The organism is Kitasatospora sp. NPDC001132 (genome assembly GCF_053598415.1).
This window is the reverse complement of sequence record NZ_JBSFKF010000014.1, coordinates 171,214-190,258: the sequence shown is the minus strand read 5'-3', so window position 1 is coordinate 190,258 and position 19,045 is coordinate 171,214. Positions and strand designations below refer to the sequence as shown.

Annotated in this window: 15 protein-coding genes, 1 rRNA gene and 2 riboswitches; of the genes, 13 read left to right on the top strand and 3 right to left on the bottom strand. The window is 71.8% G+C overall.

The annotated features are described in order from the left end of the window. The 12 genes from rrf to ACWDBE_RS20855 form a co-directional block, all read left to right on the top strand. Positions 1–86, top strand: a 5S ribosomal RNA gene (rrf, locus tag ACWDBE_RS20910); the annotation flags it as partial. A gap of 99 nt (positions 87–185) precedes the next feature. After that, the gene (locus ACWDBE_RS20905; protein WP_449792467.1) at positions 186–806 is read left to right on the top strand and encodes a CDP-alcohol phosphatidyltransferase family protein; all 621 of its coding nucleotides are present in this window, start codon (positions 186–188) and stop codon (positions 804–806) included. A 124-nt stretch (positions 807–930) separates the two neighbouring features. Then, a complete protein-coding gene (locus ACWDBE_RS20900; protein ID WP_449792466.1) occupies positions 931–3,426 on the top strand; it encodes a sugar phosphate nucleotidyltransferase in 2,496 nt (831 codons plus the stop codon). Positions 3,427–3,699: 273 nt separating this feature from the next. Beyond that, a complete protein-coding gene (locus ACWDBE_RS20895) occupies positions 3,700–4,719 on the top strand; it encodes a DUF881 domain-containing protein (protein ID WP_449792465.1) in 1,020 nt (339 codons plus the stop codon). Next, the gene (locus ACWDBE_RS20890; RefSeq protein WP_030062488.1) at positions 4,716–5,048 is read left to right on the top strand and encodes a small basic family protein; all 333 of its coding nucleotides are present in this window, start codon (positions 4,716–4,718) and stop codon (positions 5,046–5,048) included. Before ACWDBE_RS20895 ends, ACWDBE_RS20890 begins: the two co-directional genes overlap by 4 nt. Next, a complete protein-coding gene (locus ACWDBE_RS20885) occupies positions 5,032–6,258 on the top strand; it encodes a DUF881 domain-containing protein (RefSeq protein WP_449792464.1) in 1,227 nt (408 codons plus the stop codon). Before ACWDBE_RS20890 ends, ACWDBE_RS20885 begins: the two co-directional genes overlap by 17 nt. A gap of 223 nt (positions 6,259–6,481) precedes the next feature. Next, positions 6,482–7,360, top strand: a complete 879-nt coding sequence (locus tag ACWDBE_RS20880) for an FHA domain-containing protein (protein WP_449808735.1) — start codon at positions 6,482–6,484, stop codon at positions 7,358–7,360. 179 nt (positions 7,361–7,539) lie between these two features. Beyond that, positions 7,540–8,235: a transcriptional regulator FtsR gene (ftsR, locus tag ACWDBE_RS20875; protein WP_449792470.1), complete on the top strand. Its 696-nt coding sequence runs from the start codon at positions 7,540–7,542 to the stop codon at positions 8,233–8,235. A 119-nt stretch (positions 8,236–8,354) separates the two neighbouring features. Beyond that, the gene (locus ACWDBE_RS20870; protein ID WP_030303568.1) at positions 8,355–8,831 is read left to right on the top strand and encodes a bifunctional nuclease family protein; all 477 of its coding nucleotides are present in this window, start codon (positions 8,355–8,357) and stop codon (positions 8,829–8,831) included. A 223-nt stretch (positions 8,832–9,054) separates the two neighbouring features. After that, a complete protein-coding gene (locus tag ACWDBE_RS20865) occupies positions 9,055–9,699 on the top strand; it encodes a MerR family transcriptional regulator (protein WP_449792462.1) in 645 nt (214 codons plus the stop codon). 125 nt (positions 9,700–9,824) lie between these two features. Further along, positions 9,825–10,517 (top strand): SanA/YdcF family protein, encoded by a 693-nt coding sequence (locus ACWDBE_RS20860; RefSeq protein WP_449808737.1) that lies wholly within the window; start codon positions 9,825–9,827, stop codon positions 10,515–10,517. Between the two features lie 86 nt (positions 10,518–10,603). Beyond that, positions 10,604–12,013 (top strand): DNA polymerase IV, encoded by a 1,410-nt coding sequence (locus tag ACWDBE_RS20855; RefSeq protein ID WP_449792460.1) that lies wholly within the window; start codon positions 10,604–10,606, stop codon positions 12,011–12,013. Between the two features lie 177 nt (positions 12,014–12,190). Here the strand turns inward: ACWDBE_RS20855 and ACWDBE_RS20850 are convergent, their stop codons facing one another. Then, positions 12,191–13,687, bottom strand: a complete 1,497-nt coding sequence (locus ACWDBE_RS20850; RefSeq protein ID WP_449792459.1) for an MFS transporter — start codon at positions 13,685–13,687, stop codon at positions 12,191–12,193. Positions 13,688–13,865: 178 nt separating this feature from the next. Continuing rightward, positions 13,866–15,017, bottom strand: coding sequence for a PRC and DUF2382 domain-containing protein (locus ACWDBE_RS20845; protein ID WP_449808734.1), 1,152 nt, complete (start codon positions 15,015–15,017; stop codon positions 13,866–13,868). A 225-nt stretch (positions 15,018–15,242) separates the two neighbouring features. Next, a riboswitch (glycine riboswitch) is annotated at positions 15,243–15,346 on the top strand. Between the two features lies 1 nt (position 15,347). Beyond that, positions 15,348–15,480, top strand: a riboswitch (glycine riboswitch). Between the two features lie 103 nt (positions 15,481–15,583). Here ACWDBE_RS20845 and gcvP point away from each other — a divergent pair. Next, positions 15,584–18,484: an aminomethyl-transferring glycine dehydrogenase gene (gene gcvP / locus ACWDBE_RS20840; protein ID WP_449792457.1), complete on the top strand. Its 2,901-nt coding sequence runs from the start codon at positions 15,584–15,586 to the stop codon at positions 18,482–18,484. A gap of 129 nt (positions 18,485–18,613) precedes the next feature. Here the strand turns inward: gcvP and ACWDBE_RS20835 are convergent, their stop codons facing one another. Then, positions 18,614–18,805: a DUF5999 family protein gene (locus ACWDBE_RS20835; RefSeq protein ID WP_097235094.1), complete on the bottom strand. Its 192-nt coding sequence runs from the start codon at positions 18,803–18,805 to the stop codon at positions 18,614–18,616. Positions 18,806–19,045: the final 240 nt, after the last annotated feature.

Sequence of the window (19,045 nt, the reverse complement as noted above, 5' to 3'; positions counted from 1 at the left end):
GTTACATTCCGAACCCGGAAGCTAAGCCTCACAGCGCCGATGGTACTGCAGGGGGGACCCTGTGGGAGAGTAGGACGCCGCCGAACAATTCTTCTAGAGAAGCCCCCGCCGGGCGAACCGGTCGGGGGCTTCTCTGTTGTAGGGTCAACATGCAATTGTCGTCACACGGGACAGGAGGCCCCCGGGTGGAGGTCCAGGAGACGCGGGTCCAGACCGATCGCGTCCTCACCATCCCCAACATGCTGAGCATGGGCCGGCTGGTCGGTGTTCCGCTGTTTCTCTGGCTCATCCTGTGGCCGGTGTTCGACGGTCCCAACAACGATGGCTGGGCGCTGCTGATCCTGGCGTTGAGCGGGGTCAGCGACTACCTGGACGGAAAGCTCGCCAGGCGGTGGGGGCAGATCAGCCGGGTGGGGCAGCTGCTCGATCCGCTGGCCGACCGGCTCTATGTGCTCTCCACGCTGGTCGGACTGACCTGGCGTGAGATTCTGCCGTGGTGGCTCACCGCGATCCTGTTGGCCCGTGAGGTATTCATCGCGGCGCTGCTGCCGATTCTGAACCGGCACGGCTACGGCCCGCTCCAGGTGAGTTTCCTGGGGAAGGCCGCGACGTTCAATCTGATGTACGCGTTTCCGCTTCTGCTGCTCGGCAGTGTGGACAGCTGGATCGCGCGGCCGGCCGAGGTGGTGAGCTGGGCGTTCATCTGGTGGGGGACGACGCTGTACTGGTGGGCCGCGATTCTTTACGCGGTTCAGGCGAGGCGGATCGTCCGGGCGAGCGTCGCGGGTTCCGCGTCCGCAGTCTGAGACATGATCTGAGAGAAGCCCCACGCCTCATCGGTGCGTCGGACGATGCCTTCCGGGTAGAGAACCTTCTGGAACGCTTTGATGGACCTGCTGGTCCACCACCGCGAAGGAGGACGCACCCGTAATGAAAGCCGTTGTAATGGCAGGGGGCGAGGGCACCCGACTCCGCCCGATGACCTCCAGCATGCCGAAGCCGCTGCTTCCGGTCGCCAACAGGCCGATCATGGAGCACGTGCTTCGGCTGCTGAAGCGGCACGGTCTCTCCGACACCGTCGTCACCGTGCAGTTCCTGGCGTCGCTGGTCAAGAACTATTTCGGCGACGGCGAAGAGCTGGGCATGCATCTGACCTATGCCCACGAGGAGACGCCACTGGGCACTGCGGGGAGTGTCAAGAACGCAGAGGACGCGCTCAAGGACGATTCCTTTCTGGTGATCTCCGGTGACGCGCTGACCGACTTCGACCTCTCGGAATTGATCGACTTTCACCGCAGCAAGAACGCTCTGGTCACCGTCTGTCTCACGAGGGTGCCGAATCCACTGGAGTTCGGCATCACGATCACGGACGACGAGGGCAGGGTCGAACGTTTCCTGGAGAAGCCGACCTGGGGGCAGGTCTTCTCCGACACCGTGAACACCGGTATCTACGTGATGGAGCCCGAGGTCTTCGACTACGTCGCGGCGGGTGAGTCCGTCGACTGGTCGAGCGATGTCTTCCCGCAGCTGTTGAAGGAGGGCAAGCGGGTCTACGGCTACGTCGCCGAGGGTTACTGGGAGGACGTGGGCACCCACGAGAGCTACGGCAAGGCCCAGGCGGACGTCCTGGAGGGCAAGGTCGACGTCGAGCTCGACGGGTTCGAGATCTCCCCTGGCGTCTGGGTCGCCGAGGGTGCCGAGGTGGACCCGGAGGCGGTGCTGCGCGGGCCGCTGTACATCGGGGACTACGCCAAGGTCGAGGCCGGCGTGGAGATCCGCGAGCACACCGTGCTGGGCAGCAACGTGGTCGTCAAGCGCGGCGCGTTCCTCCACAAGGCGGTGGTGCACGACAACGTGTACGTCGGGCCGCAGAGCAATCTGCGGGGCTGCGTGGTCGGCAAGAACACCGACGTGATGCGGGCCGCGCGGATCGAGGACGGCGCGGTGATCGGGGACGAGTGCCTGGTCGGCGAGGAGTCGATCATCGGGGCGAACGTCCGGGTCTACCCGTTCAAGACCATCGAGGCCGGCGCCGTCGTCAACACCTCGGTGATCTGGGAGTCGCGCGGCCAGGAGCACCTCTTCGGGGTCCGCGGCGTCTCGGGCGTCCTGAACGTCGAGATCACCCCGGAGCTGGCTGTGCGGCTCGCCGGGGCGTACGCGACGACGCTCAAGAAGGGCGCCACCGTCACCATCGCGCGTGACCACTCGCGTGGCGCGCGTGCGCTCAAACGGGCGATGATCTCGGCGCTCCAGACCTCCGCGATCGACGTCCGGGACCTCGAGAACGTGCCCATGCCGGTGGCCCGGCAGCACACGGCACGGGGGAGCGCGGGCGGGATCTTCCTGCGGACCACGCCCGGTGTGCCGGACTCGCTGGACATCCTCTTCTTCGACGAGCGCGGGGCGGACCTCTCGCAGGCCGGCCAGCGGAAGCTCGACCGGGTCTACGCGCGCCAGGAGTACCGGCGGGCCTTTCCCGGTGAGATCGGGGACCTCACCTTCCCGTCCAGCGTCTTCGACTCCTACGCCGGCAACCTGCTGCGGACGGTGGACACATCCGGGGTCCGGGAGGCCGGGCTGAAGGTGGTCGTGGACACCGCGCACGGCAGCGCGGGCCTCGTTCTGCCGAGCATCCTCGGCCGGCTCGGGGTCGAGGCGCTCACCGTCTCCACCGGGCTGGACGAGGCGCGGCCGACCGAGGACGCGGAGGAGCGCCGGGCCGGCCTGGCCAGGCTCGGCGAGCTGGTCGCCTCCTCGCGGGCGGCCTTCGGGGTGCGGTTCGACCCGGTGGGCGAGCGCGTCGCGTTCGTGGACGAGCTCGGTCGGGTGATCGACGACGACCGGGCGCTGCTGGTGCTGCTGGACCTGGTCGCGGCCGAGCGGCGCAGCGGGCAGGTGGCACTGCCGGTGACCACCACGCGGATCGCCGAGCAGGTCGCCGCGTACCACGGAACCCAGGTCATCTGGACCACGACGACACCGGACGACCTCGCGAAGGCGGCCTCCGCCGAGGGCACGGTGTTCGGCGGGGACGGGCGCGGCGGCTTCGTGGTGCCCGAGTTCAGCGGGGTGCTGGACGGCGCCGCGGCGTTCGTCCGGCTGGTCGGCCTGGTGGCGCGGACCCAGCTCACGCTGAGCCAGATCGACGCGCGGATCCCGCAGGCGCACATCCGTCGCCGGGACATCGCGACGCCGTGGGCGGCCAAGGGCATGGTCATGCGCTCGGTGGTGGAGGCGGCCGGAAGCCGTCGGCTGGACACCACCGACGGCGTCCGGGTGGTCGAGGCGGACGGGCGTTGGACGCTGGTGCTGCCGGACCCGGCCGAGGCGGTCACCCACCTGTGGGCGGAGGGCCCCGACGACGAGGCCACTGAGGCGCTGCTGGACGAGTGGGCGGCCGTGGTCGACGGGGCGGGGCGGTGACGGCCCCGGCCGGGCCGAGGACCTGAGCCGGGCCCGGTCAAGAACCGGGCTCGGAACTGCCTCGAACGGCGGGGCGCACGGTGTGATCCGTGCGCCCCGCTGTCCGTTTTCACATCATTCGGAACAATCCGTCACTTTCCGTCATGTGTGCAGCGTGTGTGCAGCTCAGGGGCCGTGCAATGGCCCTCTCGGCGACGTGGGACGATGGTCTCCATGCCAGCGACGCCGACACCGAGTGCCCCGAACGGACGGTACAACCGTCCGGATGCCTCGATGTCCTTGCTGACCAACGTGATGGATCACAGCCTGGACGAGGGCTACGCGGAGGCGGCCGCCGCCCGCGGCGGTGCCCGCGACAGTCGGATACCCGGCACCTGGCAGGGGCTGCTCACGCTGGGCGTCGGACTGTCACTGGTCGGCGCGGTGGTGACGGTGGGCGCGGTGAACGCGCACAAGGCCGAGCCCTCGCTGGCCAAGGAGCGGGACGCGTTGATCCACCGGATCAACGACAGCAACACCTCGGCCGACCGGCTGCAGAAGCAGGTGCAGGAGCTGCGGCTCAAGGTCGACACGACGCAGCAGCAGGCGCTCGCGTCGGGGGCGGGCGACACCGGGGGGATGGCCGAGGCGGTGGGCCTGGGCCAGGTCACCGGGCCGGGCGTGAAGCTCGTCCTGGAGGACGCCGCCGGTACGGGCCTCGGCGGCAACGTCGACCCGCGGGCCGGGCAGGGCTTCTCCAACAGCGGCCGGCTGCGGGACCGTGACCTCCAGCTGGTGGTGAACGGCCTCTGGGGATCCGGGGCCGAGGCGATCGCGATCAACGGCCAGCGGCTGACCGCGCTGTCCGCGATCCGGGCCGCGGGCGAGGCGGTGCTGGTGGACAACCGGCCGCTGGTGCCGCCGTACAACATCCAGGCGATCGGGGACGGCTCGAAGCTCCTCACGGCCTTCGAGAAGGACATGGCCGGGCAGTACCTGCGGCTGCTCCAGGAGCAGTACGGCATCAAGTCGACGCTCTCGGTCCAGAAGAACCTGACGCTGCCGGCCGCGGTCGGGCTCACGCTGCGGACCGCGCAGCCGGTGACGCCCGAGGCTTCGCCCCCGGCGGCGCCGGTCGGTACGCCCTCGGCCGGAGCCGGAACCCAGGAGAGCCCCGGCGCGTCCGTCTCACCATCGGCCTCGCCTTCCGCCTCCGGGTCGCCGGCCGCCTCCGGCGGTACCCCCACCGCCAAACGGCGTCCGACGACCGGAGGCACCAAGACCACGACAGGGACAGGAGCAGCCAGACCGTGATTGCCGTACTGGGTCTTGTGATCGGGGTGGTCGTCGGCCTCTTCGTCCAACCCGAGGTGCCGGACGCCGTCGTGCCCTACCTGCCGATCGCGGTGGTGGCGGCGCTGGACGCCGTGTTCGGCGGCGTCCGGGCGATGCTCGACGGGATCTTCAACGACAAGGTGTTCATCGTCTCGTTCCTGTCGAACGTGGTGGTCGCGGCACTGATCGTCTTCCTCGGCGACCAGCTGGGGGTCGGCTCGCAGCTGTCCACCGGCGTGGTCGTCGTCCTCGGCATCCGCATCTTCTCCAACGCGGCCGCGATCCGGCGCCATGTCTTCCGCGCCTGAGCCGGGCCGCGGGGCGGCGGAGGAGAAGCGGGAGGCGGTGGCGGCGGAGCCGACCGCCGGAAAGCCGCGCGAGGAGTCGGTCGAGAAGCCTGTCGAGCAGGCCGTCGAGAAGTCTGTCGAGAAGGCCGCGAACGGACCCGAGCCGGAGCCGGACGCGGGGTCCGGGGCGGCGGACGAGGCTGTCGGGACGGCCGGGGAGGCCGCCGAGTCCGAGGAGTCAGGGGAGGCGTCGGAGGGGAAGCCCGACACCGAGGCCGAGCCTGACGCCGGTGCGGGGCCCGAGCCGACGCTGCGGCTCACGAAGCCCGCCGAGCCGGCGCCCGAGGCCGAGCCGGACGCCGAGTCCGTGGCCGAGCCCGCGGCGAAGTCCGCGCCGGCACCCGTGCCTGCCGCCGAGCCCGAGCACAAGCCGGAAGCATCGTCGGAGTCGGAGTCGGAGCCGGAGCCGGAAGCGGCAGTCGAGCCCGACCCCGCCGCGGACCGGAACGCCGGCCGACGGCGGCTGAAGGCGGCGATCTGGCCGCCGCGGCTGTCGCGCGGGCAGCTGGTGGTGGCGCTGCTGCTGTTCTCGCTCGGTCTGGGGCTGGCGATCCAGGTGCGGTCGACCAACGACCACCACAGTCAGCTGCGCGGGGCCCGACAGGAGGACCTGGTGCGGATCCTCGACGAACTGGACAGCCGGCAGCAGCGTCTCCAGCAGGAGAAGGCGGAGCTGGAGCAGTCCCTGGCGAAGTTGGAGAACAGCTCCAACCAGGCCAAGGAGGCCCAGGAGCAGACCAGGAAGAAGATGACGGAGCTCGGTGTGCTCGCCGGCACCGCCAAAGCCACTGGTCCGGGCATCGTACTCACGGTCGATGATCCCCAAGGGCAGGTGAAGGCGGATATGCTGCTGGACACCCTGCAAGAACTTCGAGCGGCGGGGGCGGAGGCGATTCAGATCAACGATGTGCGCGTGGTGGTCAACACCTACTTCACCGACCTGTCGGCCGGTGGGGTGCAGATCGACGGGAAGAAGGTCTCGCAGCCCTACCGCTTCACGGTCGTGGGGAACCCGCAGGACCTGACACCCGCGCTGAACATCCCGGGAGGTGTCGTCCGCACGCTGGAGAGCCACCAGGCGCGGGCGACGATCGCCCAGCAGCAGAAGGTGGTCGTCGACGCCCTCGTGGACCCGAAGTCGCCGCAGTACGCCAAGCCGGCTTCGAAGTGACGGGGCGCCCGACGAACGGCCCGTCAAGGGCGGGCGGCACCCGCTGCGGGGTGCCGCCGTCACATGGGCGAGACTGGTTCGCACCAGTACGCTCCGGAGCAACAACCGCAGCACCAACCGACGAAGTACCACTCCGGCGAGCCGCAAGGATCGGGCTCGCAGCATGTCCGAGGTTCTCACCCTGCCCCGCGGGCGGGTCTGTCACACGCAAGGGGATTCGCCCGTGAGTTTCTTCTCGAAGTTGTTCGGTCGCAACAAGGGCCGTGACGCGGCCGCCGTCGAGGCGCCCACCGCGCGTCACCGCCGGCCGGAGGACGAGCCCGCGGTGCCGGGCATGCGTCCGGCCCCCGAGGCCGCGCCGTACGGCCAGCAGCTCTACCGGGACGGCGGCGCCGCCCAGTTTGCGGCCAATCCGGCGGCCCACGGCGCGTCGGTTGACCCCTCCGGCGAGCCGCGCATAGGTTTCCCGTCAGGACCCTCAACCTCCGGTGGAGGGTTTGCCCCGGATCCGTACGCCGGGCACAACCCGTCAGGTGTGCCCCGCCAGGAGGCTGTGAACATGGCTGGCCCCACTCCGTGCCCCAGGTGCGGCAACCAGAACCCGGCCTCGGCCCGGTTCTGTTCAAACTGCGGCACGGCGCTGCGCGGCGGCCTGCTCCCGGAGGGGGCAGCGGAGACCACGTCGACCATCTCCATCTCCGGCCTGGAGTCGTACGACCCCAGCGCCACGACCGGCACCGGCGCCACGCCGGCCCTGTCGGCCGAGGTGCTGTCGGCGATCGACGCGCTGCCGCCGGGCTCGGCCCTGCTGATCGTGCAGCGCGGCCCGAACTCCGGCAGCCGCTTCCTGCTGGACTCGGACATCACCACGGCGGGTCGTCACCCGCAGGGTGACATCTTCCTGGACGACGTCACGGTCTCGCGCCGGCACGTGGAGTTCCGCCGCACCCCGGCCGGCTTCAGTGTCGCGGACGTGGGCAGCCTCAACGGCACCTACGTGAACCGGGAGCGGATCGACGAGGTGTCGCTGAACAACGGCGACGAGGTGCAGATCGGGAAGTACCGGCTGGTGTTCTTCGCCGGCCACCACCGGGGGTACTGAAAACGACGTCGGCGGGAGCCCGAGTGAATACGAATACCCCTTCCTCTTCTCTCGGGGCGGCCACCCCAACCCCGTCCGGTCCGCAGGCGGACCGCGGCGGGCGCGGGCTGGTCGCGGGCCCGCGGCAGCCGGTCCGGGCCGAACGGCCCGTCGGCCGCCGGCGCGGCGGTGACGAGCTGCTGAGCATCGGCGCGGTGCTGGCCTTCCTGCGCGACGACTTCCCCGAGGTCACCATCTCCAAGATCCGCTTCCTGGAGACGGAGGGACTGGTCGAGCCGCAGCGCACGCCCTCGGGGTACCGCAAGTTCAGCCCGGCCGACGTCGAGCGGCTGGCCTACGTCCTGCGCATGCAGCGGGACCACTACCTGCCGCTGCGGGTGATCCGGGAGCACCTGGACGCCATCGAGCGCGGCGAGAACCCGCCCGCGCTGCCCTCCGCCGCCGACACCCGGCCCGGACCGCTGGAGGAGGCGGACCGGGAGCTGGTGGCCGCCGGCGAGGTGCCCTCCGGCGTCCGGCTGGGGCGCGCCGAGTTGCTGGCGGCGGCCGAGGCCGGGGAGTCGGAGCTGGCGGAGTGGGAGTCCTACGGGCTGGTCGCCCCGGGCCCGGACGGCGGCTACGACGGCGAGGCGCTCCAGGTGGCCCGGTTGGTCGCGGAACTCGGGCGGTACGGGCTTGAGCCCCGCCACCTGCGGGCCATGAAGGCCGCGGCGGACCGCGAGATCGCGCTGGTGGAGCAGGTGGTGGCGCCGCTGCGCCGGCACCGGAACCCACAGACCAGGGCGCACGCGGAGGCCACCGCCCGGGAGCTCGCGACGCTGTCCGTACGGCTGCACGCGGCGATGGTCCAGGCCGGCCTGCGGGCCCGGGGATAGCGGCCTCCCGACGCGGCGGGGCGCGTCCGACACGCCCTGCGGCACCGGCCGCACCTCGCTGACCAGCGGCGTCGGCTCTGCGCTTTCATATCCGGGAGCGGAGCCATAGGGTTGCCTGTGTGAATGAGCTCGACGTCGTGGGTGTCCGAGTGGAGATGCCTTCCAACCAGCCGATCGTGCTGCTGCGGGAGGTCGGGGGAGATCGCTACCTGCCGATCTGGATCGGCCCCGGCGAGGCGACCGCGATCGCCTTCGCCCAGCAGGGCATGACCCCGGTGCGCCCGCTGACGCACGACCTGTTCAAGGACGTCCTGGAGGCGCTCGGCCAGCAGCTCACCGAGGTCCGGATCACCGACCTGCGGGAGGGCGTGTTCTACGCCGAGCTGGTGTTCGCCGGCGGGGTCGAGGTGAGCGCCCGGCCGTCCGACGCCATAGCGCTGGCGCTGCGCACCGGCACGCCGATCTACGGGAGCGAGGAGGTGCTCGCCGAGGCGGGCATCGCGATCCCGGACGAGCAGGAGGACGAGGTCGAGAAGTTCCGCGAGTTCCTCGACCAGGTCTCGCCCGAGGACTTCGGGGGCAGCGGCCCGCAGTAGCGGGGGCCGGGCGCACGGCCGTTTGGCCTTCCGTTTTGCCAAAAACCGTCCATCTACCCACACTAGGGGCACGAAAAACCACTCTCCTGAGTGATGTGGTTTGTCCGGTCCGGCGTGGCGATCGTTGACGGGTCATAGGGGACTGCCTACCGTCAGGAGTGGCTGTCCGGGTGGCCGATGCCCGTAGTCGGGTTGCCCGCAGCACAAGTGGACGGAGGCAGGCATGAGCAGCACCGGCGATGACGCGGCCGTGGGAGGCCGGTGCGCCGTGCACATGCCGCGCACCGCTCGCACCGTCACGGATATCCCGCGGATGGGCAGGTTCCCGGCCGTACAGCCGGGCCAGCCGAGCATCGAACGGCTTGCACCGACGTCCGAGCTGCTCGGCTTCCGCGGCCCGACCGCCTGCGCGGCGGCCGGCATCACCTACCGCCAGCTGGACTACTGGGCCCGCACCGGACTGCTGGAGCCCAGCGTCCGCACGGCGTACCCGTCGACCAGCCAGCGGCTCTACAGCTTCCGCGACATCCTGCTGCTGAAGATCGTGAAGCGGCTGCTCGACGCGGGTGTCTCGCTGCAGAACATCCGGGTGGCGGTCGCCCACCTGCAGGCCGCCGCCCAGGCCGACCTGGCCGGGATGACGCTGATGTGCGACGGCGCGACGGTGTACGAGTGCACCACGCCGCAGCAGGTGGTGGACCTGCTGAAGGGTGGTCAGGGGATCTTCGGCATCGCGGTCGGAGCGGTCTGGCAGGAGCTGGAGCTCACCCTCGGGAGGCTGCACGCGGAGCGCACCGACACCGGCGAGACGCTGGTCGGGCACGACCCGGCCGACGAGTTGGCGCAGCGGCGCAACCGGGCGGTCTGAGCAGGAGTTCGACGGGGCCGCGGGCCCGGACGGGGAACCGTTCGGACCCGCGGCCCCGTCGTGTTCCCTGAACTGGCGTGATCGAGGGAGGGCACGTGGGAGACGGCACCGGGATATCGGGGCTGCTGCGGCGCAGGGCCGGGCTGCTGGGGGCGCGGCTGCGGCAGCGGCGGACGCAGCGCAGGGTGTTCCAGCTCGGGACGGTGCTCTGCTCGCTCGCGCTGGCGCCGAGCGCCTGGGTGTGGTTCTCCGCGGGCGACCGGGTGGGCACGGTGGAGAGCGCGCCCGCGGCGCCGGTCGCGGTGGTGTTCGGCGCCGGGCTGGACGAGGGCAAGCCCTCGCCGTACCTGGAGCACCGGCTGGTCGCGGCGCTGGACCTGTACCGGGAGGGGAAGGTGCAGGCGATCCTGGTGACCGGGGACAACGGGCGGGTCGAGTACGACGAGCCCGACGCGATGTACACGTACCTGACCCGGCACGGGGTGCCCGAGGACCGGGTGGTCCGGGACTACGCCGGCTTCGACACCTGGGACTCCTGCACCCGGGCGCGCCGGATCTTCGGGGTGGACCACGCGGTGCTGGTCAGCCAGGACTTCCACGTCCGCAGGGCGCTGGCGCTGTGCGAGGCGGCGGGCATCCGCTCGTACGCGGTCGGGGTGCCGGAGTGGCACGACGCGACCTGGCTGTACGGCGGGCTGCGGGAGGTCGCCGGGGCGGCCAAGGCGGCGGCCAACGCCTGGCTGCGGCCGGACCCGTTGTTCCTCGGGCCCAAGGAGGACGGCATTCCGAAGGCGCTGGCGGAGGCGGCGGGGAAGTAGCGCACGTCCCGTGCCGCCGGTGGCCCGTCGCGGGCCGTCCGGCCCGGGTCGTACGCACTGTCGGACCCGTGCGCGATGATCGGCGGGTGCGATCTCTGCCGAGCATCATCCACCTCGACATGGACGCCTTCTTCGCGGCGGTGGAGCAGGCGGCCAAGCCGAGCCTGCGCGGCAAGCCGGTCGTCGTCGGCGGGCTCGGCGGGCGCGGGGTGGTCTCCACGGCCTCGTACGAGGCGCGGAGGTTCGGGGTGCACTCGGCGATGCCGATGGCGCAGGCGCGCCGGCTCTGCCCGAACGCCGCCTTCCTGTCGGGGCGGTTCGAGGCCTACCGGCAGAACAGCGAGATCGTGATGGGGTTGCTGCGGCAGCTGTCCCCGCTGGTGCAGCCGCTGAGCCTGGACGAGGCCTTCGTGGACCTGGAGGCAGGTGCGTACGGCCCCGCGCTGCTGGAGGCGGACCACGAGACCGGCGAGCGGCTGGTCCTGGCGCTGGCCGAGGACCTGCGGGCGGACATCCGGCGGCTGACCGGGCTGACCGGCTCGGTCGGGGCGGCCGGGTCCAAGCTGATGGCCAAGATCGCCTCCGAGCGGGCCAAGCCGGACGGGCTGGTCATGATCGAGCCCGGGCAGGAGCGGGCCGTGCTGGGGCCGATGCCGGTGCGGGCGCTGCCCGGGATCGGGCCGGCCACCGAGCAGGTGCTGCGCCGGGCCGGGCTGAACACGGTGGCCGACCTCGCGGAGGCGGGGGAGGCGGAGCTGGTGCAGCTGGTCGGACGGGCGCACGGGGCCGGGATCTTCCAGATGTCCACAGGCGTGGACGACCGGCCGGTGATCGCCGACCAGGACGCCAAGTCGGTGTCGGTGGAGGACACCTACGAGGTCGACCTGGCCGACCGGGAGCGGGTGCTGCGCGAGGTCGAGGCGCTGGCCGGCCGGTGCGTGCGGCGGCTGCGGGCGGCCGGGCGCTCGGGGCGGACGGTGGTGCTCAAGGTCCGGCGGTTCGACTTCTCGACGCTGACCCGCTCGGAGACGCTCGGCGGGCCCACCGACGACGAGGCGGTGATCACCGCGACCGCGCGCCGGCTGGCCGAGCAGGTGGACATCACCGGCGGGGTCCGGCTGCTCGGCGTGGGCGTCGCCCAGCTCGCCGACTACACCCAGGAGGACCTGTTCGCCCAGGCGCTGCGGGAGGAGGCCGCCGAGCACGCCGAGGTGGCGGCCGCGGCGCAGCAGGCCGAGGAGGAGCCCGAGGTCGTCGTGGTGCGGCGCTGGATGCCCGGACAGGACGTCCGGCACGAGGAGTTCGGGCCGGGCTGGGTGCAGGGCAGTGGCGTCGGGCGGGTCACCGTGCGGTTCGAGACGCCGTGGAGCGGGCCGGGGCGGGTGCGGACCTTCGCGGTGGACGACCCGGCGCTCGAACCCTCCCGGCCGCTGCCGCTGCGCCGGGAGGAGGGCGGGGACGAGGGCGGGGACGGCGCGTCGGACGGGGGTGGCTGAGCGGATGGGGAGGCGGGCCCGCGGAGCGGGCCCGGAACGCGAAGCGGCCCCACCCGGTGGGGGAGTACCGGGTGGGGCCGATCACCGTGCCGGACCCCGTACGTTCGTGATGCCCTCGCGACGTACGGGGACCGGGGCCCCGCGCCCTGTCCCTGGGCGCGGGGGCCGGACGCCTCGTCAGGCGTCGGTCTTGACCAGCGCGGGGCTGGAGTCCTGCTGGGCCGAGCCGCCGAGGGCGGTCGGGGTGGCGGCCGACTTGGCGCCGCGGATCAGGAAGGGGACGACGCCGGCGACGATGCAGACGACGGCCGCGGTCCAGAACGCGTGCTTGTAGGCGTCCAGGGTGGGCAGGGAGAGCGGGATCTGCGGCGGCAGCTTCATGGTGTCGCCGGTCAGGATGGCGGCCATGACGGCGGTGCCGATCGCGCCGCCGACCGTGCGCAGCACGGAGTTCATGCCGTTGGCGATGCCGCTCTGCTCGGCCGGGACGGCGCCGTTGATGTAGGCCGGCATCGCGGCGAAGGCGAGGCCGACGCCGAGACCGAAGATCGCCGAGGCGGTGTAGATGTCGCCCTCGCGGCCGTGGCGCACGGCGAGGTAGGCCATCGCGACGGCGCCGAGGACGCCACCGAGGACCAGCGGCAGGCGCGGGCCGCGCCGGGCGATCAGCAGGGCGCCGACCGGGGCGGCGACCATCGAGCCGATCGCGGACGGCAGCAGCATGATGCCGGCGTGCAGCACGGTGGCGGTGAAGCCGTAGTGGGTCAGCTTCTCCGGGGTCTGGGCGAAGTTGCTGATGACCATGAAGGAGCCGTACATGCCGAAGCCGATGAGCAGGCCGGCCACGTTGGTGAAGGCGACGGCCGGACGGGCCATCATCTTCATGTCCACCAGGGGGTGCGCGACCTTGGTCTCGATGATCCCCCAGACCAGGGCGACCACGGCGGCGACGGCGAAGAGGCCGAGCGTCTTGTTGGAGGTCCAGCCCCAGTGGTTGCCCTGGCTGACCGCGACCAGCAGCGCGGAGAGCCAGCCGGCCAGGGTGAGGGCGCCCAGCGGGTCGGCGCCGCCCTCCTTGTCGGTGACCGGGTCGGTCGGCACGCGGAAGGCGACCAGGGCGACGGCGATCAGGCCGAAGACCAGGCCCATCCAGAAGATCGACTTGTAGTCCCAGTGCTCCAGCAGGAGACCGGTGGCGACCAGGCCGAGGCCGGAGCCGACGCCCATCGAGGCGCTGATGGCGGCGACGCCGCCGGTCACCTTCTGCTTGGGCAGCTCGTCACGGACGATGCTGATCGCCAGCGGCAGGACACCGCCGCCGGCGCCCTGGAGGACACGGGCGACGACCAGCCAGGTGAAGGAGTGGGTGCTGACCGCCAGCGCCGAACCGGCGACCAGGCCGGCCAGCGAGATCAGCAGCATCGGCTTGCGGCCCCGGAGGTCGCCGAAACGGCCCAGGAGGGGAGTCAGCACGGCTGCGGAGAGCAGGTTGGCGGTCATCAGCCAGGTGATGCTGGAGGCGGAGACGTTCAGTTCCTTGGCCAGCGAGGGCAGGATCGGGACGACCGCGGTCTGCACCACGCTGAACGACAGCATCGCCAGGATGAGGGCCGGCAGGACCCGGGCGCTGCTCTGCTTCTCGGCCGCGGTGGTGGGCTGTGGTGCCTCACTCACGGTTGCTTCCTCCCGTACATAGTGAATGAACTGAAGTAATCCTGCAAGGAGATACTTCAGAGTGTCAAATATCGAGCGGTTAAGCTTTGGCAAAGTCGAAGGGTCGGGTGCGCGACAAGGGCCCCGGACGGTGTCCGGGGCCCTTGCTGGTGGGGGCCGGTCGGGCTGGTGGGGGCGGTCAGGCGAGTGGGCGTGCTGGGGCCGGGCGGGGCGCGTCGGGAGTGAGGGTGGACGGCGGGGTGTGGGGGGTCGTGGTGTCGTGGACCTCGACGTGCTCGCGGCGGAGTTCCTCCCGGATCACCTCCTCGGTCGTGTACCGCTCGACGACCAGGCGGATCCGCTCGACGGGCGCGAGGTACTTGCGGGCCACCGCGCGTTCCTCACGGAGAGTGACCTCCTCGACGGTCTCGGCGATCTCCTTGTCGGTGAGCGTGGCGCGCTCGGCCTCGCTGATCGGCGTCCGCTCGACCCGGACGCGCTCGCGGACCACCGGAACGCGGCGCTCGACCTGTTCGGTCGTCACGTACTTGCGCAGCTTCGCGGTGCCGAGGACGCGCCACTCGGTGGTGACGTCCAGCCGCTCCTCGCGGCAGGTGATCTCGACCGGGCTGCTCGGGGCGGCCGTGGGGGTGCCCGAATGCGCGGTGGCGGTCCTGGTGGCCGCCGCCGGGGCGGGCGTGGGGGCGGGGGCGGGGGCGGGCTGCGACTGCTTCGGTTCCGTGGGGGGCGCGGTGGGGGCGGGCGCCGCCGCCGGCGGGGTGGTGGCCGCGGGGGTGCCGGGGATCCGGGTGTCGGCCTCCGGGGCGGTCCTGGTGCTGGCGGGGGTGACGGGCGCGGCGGCGGCAGCGGGGGTCCTCGCCGGGGCGTGCCCGGGGGAGCGCTCGGAGCTGTGGAAGGTGAGCGGCTTGGCGGGGGCCGCGGCGGTCGTCGTGGCGGCGGCAGTGGCCGCCGTGGTGCCGAAGTCGAGGTCGGGCTGCTTGGTCCGGTTCCCGTTCTCGCCGTTCGGACGGCTGTCCATCGGGGTGTCGAGCCCGTAGTAGCGGTAGAGCTGCAGCTCCTGGGCGGGGGACAGGTGCTGGCCGACGCCGAAGTCCGGTGACTCCTTCACCAGCGACTTGTCGTACGGCACCCGCAGTTCGTCGCCCGCGAACTCGCTGGTGGTCAGCGGGACGAAGGCGTCCCGGCCGAAGATGCCGGTCCGGACCGCGGCCCACTCGGGCCGGCCGGTGGCGTCGTCCAGGTAGACCTCGTCGACCGTGCCGATCTTGTCTCCGTTGCGGTCGACGGCCTTGTGACCGATGAGGTCCCGGGGGTCGATGTCGGTCTGCACTTCTTTCCTCCCGCGCGGTGGGCCTGCGGAACTCCCGCAGCAGGGCGGCCGGAGCACCTGTCACGTCCGCCACTTCACACCAAATGCCATGAATCGGACGGGCGCGAGCGGGGTGCGCCGGACGGGGGCGCGCGATCGACCGTCCGGGGGACGCGCGTAGACCTCGAGTGACCCGACGCACCCGTGATCGGGCGGCCTCCCGCTGGTACCCTGGGCGGCGACCGCAGAGCCCGCTCGGGAGAGTCTCCGACAACGAAAACCGCTGGTCGGGGCGCCGAAGGAGCAACTCCTCCCCGGAATCTCTCAGGCATCCGTACCGTGTGGGGTAGGTCACTCTGGAAAGCAGGGCAGGAGCGTCGGCACGGAAGCCGGCGATCACCACCCTCACCGACGGTGCAAGCCGGCGGAGCGCCCACAGCGCCCCGTGCGGGTGAAGCTCTCAGGTCCCGATGACAGAGGGGGAGGCCTGTCGGGTCCGCCCGCCCAGGCTTGTCCGCCGCCCGCAGCGGCGAGGCCGGCCGGCGTGCGTACCCCCGCCGGTCCGTGACCAGGAGGCCTCGACCACCATGAACGCCCAGCCGAACGCGGGACGCCCCACCGGCGCCTCGACCCTCACCGAGCTTGAGCTGGCCAGTCCCTTCGAGAACCGCCACATCGGCCCCGACGCCGCCGCGCAGGAGAAGATGCTGGCGTCCGTCGGCTACGGCTCGCTGGACGAGCTCGCCGCCACCGCGGTGCCCGAGGCGATCCGTTCCATCACCGCCCTGGACCTGCCCGCGGGCCGGACCGAGGCCCAGGTCCTCGCCGAGCTGCGCGAGCTGGCCGGCCGCAACCAGGTGCTCCAGCCGATGATCGGCCTGGGCTACTACGGCACCTTCACCCCGCCGGTGATCCTGCGCAACGTCATGGAGAACCCGGCCTGGTACACCGCCTACACCCCGTACCAGCCGGAGATCTCGCAGGGCCGCCTGGAGGCGCTGCTCAACTTCCAGACCCTGGTCTCCGACCTGACCGGCCTGTCGACCTCCGGCGCCTCGCTGCTGGACGAGGGCACCGCGGCCGCCGAGGCGATGGCGCTCGCCCGCCGCGTCACCAAGGTCAAGGGCGGTGTCTTCCTGGTCGACGCCGAGACCCTGCCGCAGACCCTCGCGGTGATCAACACCCGCGCCGTGCCGACCGGTGTCGAGGTCGTCGTCGCCGACCTGTCCGAGGGCATCCCCGCCGAGATCGCCGAGCGCGGCGTCTTCGGCGTGCTGCTCCAGTACCCGGGTGCCACCGGTGTGGTTCGCGACCTCGCCCCGGTGATCGAGCAGGCGCACGGCCTGGGCGCGATCGTCGCCGTCGCCGCCGACCTGCTGGCGCTGACCCTGCTCAAGTCCCCGGGCTCGCTGGGCGCCGACATCGCCTGCGGCACCACGCAGCGCTTCGGCGTGCCGATGGGCTTCGGCGGCCCGCACGCCGGCTACCTGTCGGTGCGTACCGAGTACGCCCGCTCGCTGCCCGGCCGCCTGGTCGGCGTCTCCGTCGACGCCGACGGCAACCGCGCCTACCGCCTGGCGCTGCAGACCCGCGAGCAGCACATCCGCCGCGAGAAGGCCACCAGCAACATCTGCACCGCCCAGGTGCTGCTCGCCGTGATGGCCTCGATGTACGCCGTCTACCACGGCCCGGACGGCCTGGCCGACATCGCCCGCCGCACCCACCGCTACGCCGCCGCCCTCGCCGAGGGCCTGCGGGCCGGCGGCGTCGAGCTGCTGCACGGCGAGTTCTTCGACACCGTCACCGCCGTCGTCCCGGGCCGCGCCGCCGAGATCGCCGCCGCCGCCCGCGCCAACGGCATCAACGTGTACCAGGACGGCGAGGACCGGATCTCCGTCTCCACCGACGAGACCACCACCCGCGAGCACCTGGCCGGCGTCTGGGCCGCGTTCGGCGTTCCCGCCGGCGAGGTCGCCGAGGGCGCCGAGACGCTGCCCGCCGCGCTGCTGCGCGAGGACGAGTACCTGACCCACCCGGTCTTCCACAGCCACCGCTCGGAGACCGCCATGCTGCGCTACCTGCGCCGCCTGTCGGACCGGGACTACGCGCTGGACCGCGGCATGATCCCGCTGGGCTCCTGCACCATGAAGCTCAACGCGACCACCGAGATGGAGGCGGTGACCTGGCCGGAGTTCGGCCAGCTGCACCCCTTCGCGCCGATCGACCAGGCCCAGGGCTTCCTGACCCTGATCCGCCAGCTGGAGCAGCAGCTGGTCGAGGTGACCGGCTACGACGCCGTGTCGATCCAGCCGAACGCGGGTTCCCAGGGCGAGTTCGCCGGTCTGCTGGCCGTGCGCGCCTACCACCACGCCAACGGCGACACCCAGCGCGACGTCTGCCTGATCCCGTCCTCGGCGCACGGCACCAACGCGGCCTCCGCGGTGATGGCCGGCATGCGCGTGGTCGTGGTGAAGACCCTGGCCGACGGCGACGTGGACGTCGAGGACCTGAAGGCCAAGATCGAGCAGCACCGCGACAACCTCGCCGTGCTGATGGTCACCTACCCGTCCACCCACGGCGTGTACGAGACCCAGATCACCGACATCTGCGCCCTGGTGCACGAGGCCGGCGGCCAGGTCTACGTGGACGGCGCCAATCTGAACGCCCTGGTCGGCCTGGCCAAGCCGGGCAAGTTCGGCGCGGACGTCTCGCACCTGAACCTGCACAAGACCTTCTGCATCCCGCACGGCGGCGGCGGCCCGGGCGTCGGCCCGGTCGCGGTGCGCGCCCACCTGGCGCCGTACCTGCCGAACCACCCGCTGCAGGCGGAGGCCGGCCCGGCCACCGGCGTCGGCCCGGTCTCGGCCGCGCCGTGGGGCTCGGCGGCCATCCTGCCGATCTCCTGGGCGTACGTCCGGCTTATGGGCGGCGAGGGCCTCAAGCACGCGACCCAGGTCGCGGTGCTGAACGCCAACTACATCGCCAAGCGTCTGGCGCCGCACTTCCCGGTGCTCTACACCGGCCCGGGCGGGCTGGTCGCGCACGAGTGCATCATCGACCTGCGTCCGCTGACCAAGGAGACGGGCGTGACGGTGGACGACATCGCCAAGCGCCTGATCGACTACGGCTTCCACGCGCCGACGATGTCCTTCCCGGTGGCCGGCACGCTGATGATCGAGCCGACCGAGTCCGAGGACCTGCACGAGATCGACCGGTTCTGCGACGCGATGATCACCATCCGCGCCGAGATCGACAAGGTCGGCTCGGGCGAGTGGGCGGCCGACGACAACCCGCTGCGCAACGCCCCGCACACCGCCGCCACGCTGGCCGGCGACTGGGCGCACGGCTACTCGCGGCAGGAGGCCGTCTTCCCGGCGGGCGTGAACCCGGCGGACAAGTACTGGCCGCCGGTCAGCCGGATCGACGGCGCGTACGGCGACCGCAACCTGGTCTGCTCCTGCCCGCCGCTGGACGAGTACGGCGTCTGACCGGACCGGGCCCGCAGGCCCGATCGGACGGCAGGGCCCCGGCGGAGTCTTCCGCCGGGGCCCTGCCCGTTTCGCCGGCCGAGTCGGCGGCTGCCCCCGCCGTCCGGCCGGACCGGCCGGACCGTTCGGTCAGGCCGCGTGGGCGACGGGACGGCGCGGGGCGATCACCCGGCCGTCGGGCAGCAGTTCTCCGGTGTCCTCGAACAGGACGACGCCGTTGCAGAGCAGGCTCCAGCCCTGCTCCGGGTGGCGGGCCACCGAGACGGCCGCCTCGCGGTCCTCGGACTCGGCCGACGGGCACTCAGGACGGTGCTGGCACATACGCGTACCCTCGCTTCGCTCTGCGATCCTCCCCGTGATGCGGTCGCCGGAGGTGGTGCCGTCCGGGACCGCTGCGGTGGTCGGATCCTGTCCGCACGCCGGCCAAGTGTGGACCGGCGCTCAAGTGGGTAGGACAGGGGGTCCTTCCACGCTGGTTCCCAGTGTCGGCATCCTGGGACCCGCGCGCAGGGATTTCGTGACATGCGCCACAACTCCCGGGTAGAGATCACCCGTTCAGGT

What these genes read in the sequence shown, in the direction of transcription:
- ACWDBE_RS20900 (WP_449792466.1), top strand. Translation starts at nt 931, where the DNA reads ATGAAAGCCGTTGTAATGGCAGGGGGCGAGGGCACCCGACTCCGCCCG.
- ACWDBE_RS20895 (WP_449792465.1), top strand. Translation starts at nt 3,700, where the DNA reads ATGTCCTTGCTGACCAACGTGATGGATCACAGCCTGGACGAGGGCTAC.
- ACWDBE_RS20835 (WP_097235094.1), bottom strand. Translation starts at nt 18,805, where the DNA reads ATGTGCCAGCACCGTCCTGAGTGCCCGTCGGCCGAGTCCGAGGACCGC.
- gcvP (WP_449792457.1), top strand. Translation starts at nt 15,584, where the DNA reads ATGAACGCCCAGCCGAACGCGGGACGCCCCACCGGCGCCTCGACCCTC.
- ACWDBE_RS20865 (WP_449792462.1), top strand. Translation starts at nt 9,055, where the DNA reads ATGAGCAGCACCGGCGATGACGCGGCCGTGGGAGGCCGGTGCGCCGTG.
- ACWDBE_RS20885 (WP_449792464.1), top strand. Translation starts at nt 5,032, where the DNA reads ATGTCTTCCGCGCCTGAGCCGGGCCGCGGGGCGGCGGAGGAGAAGCGG.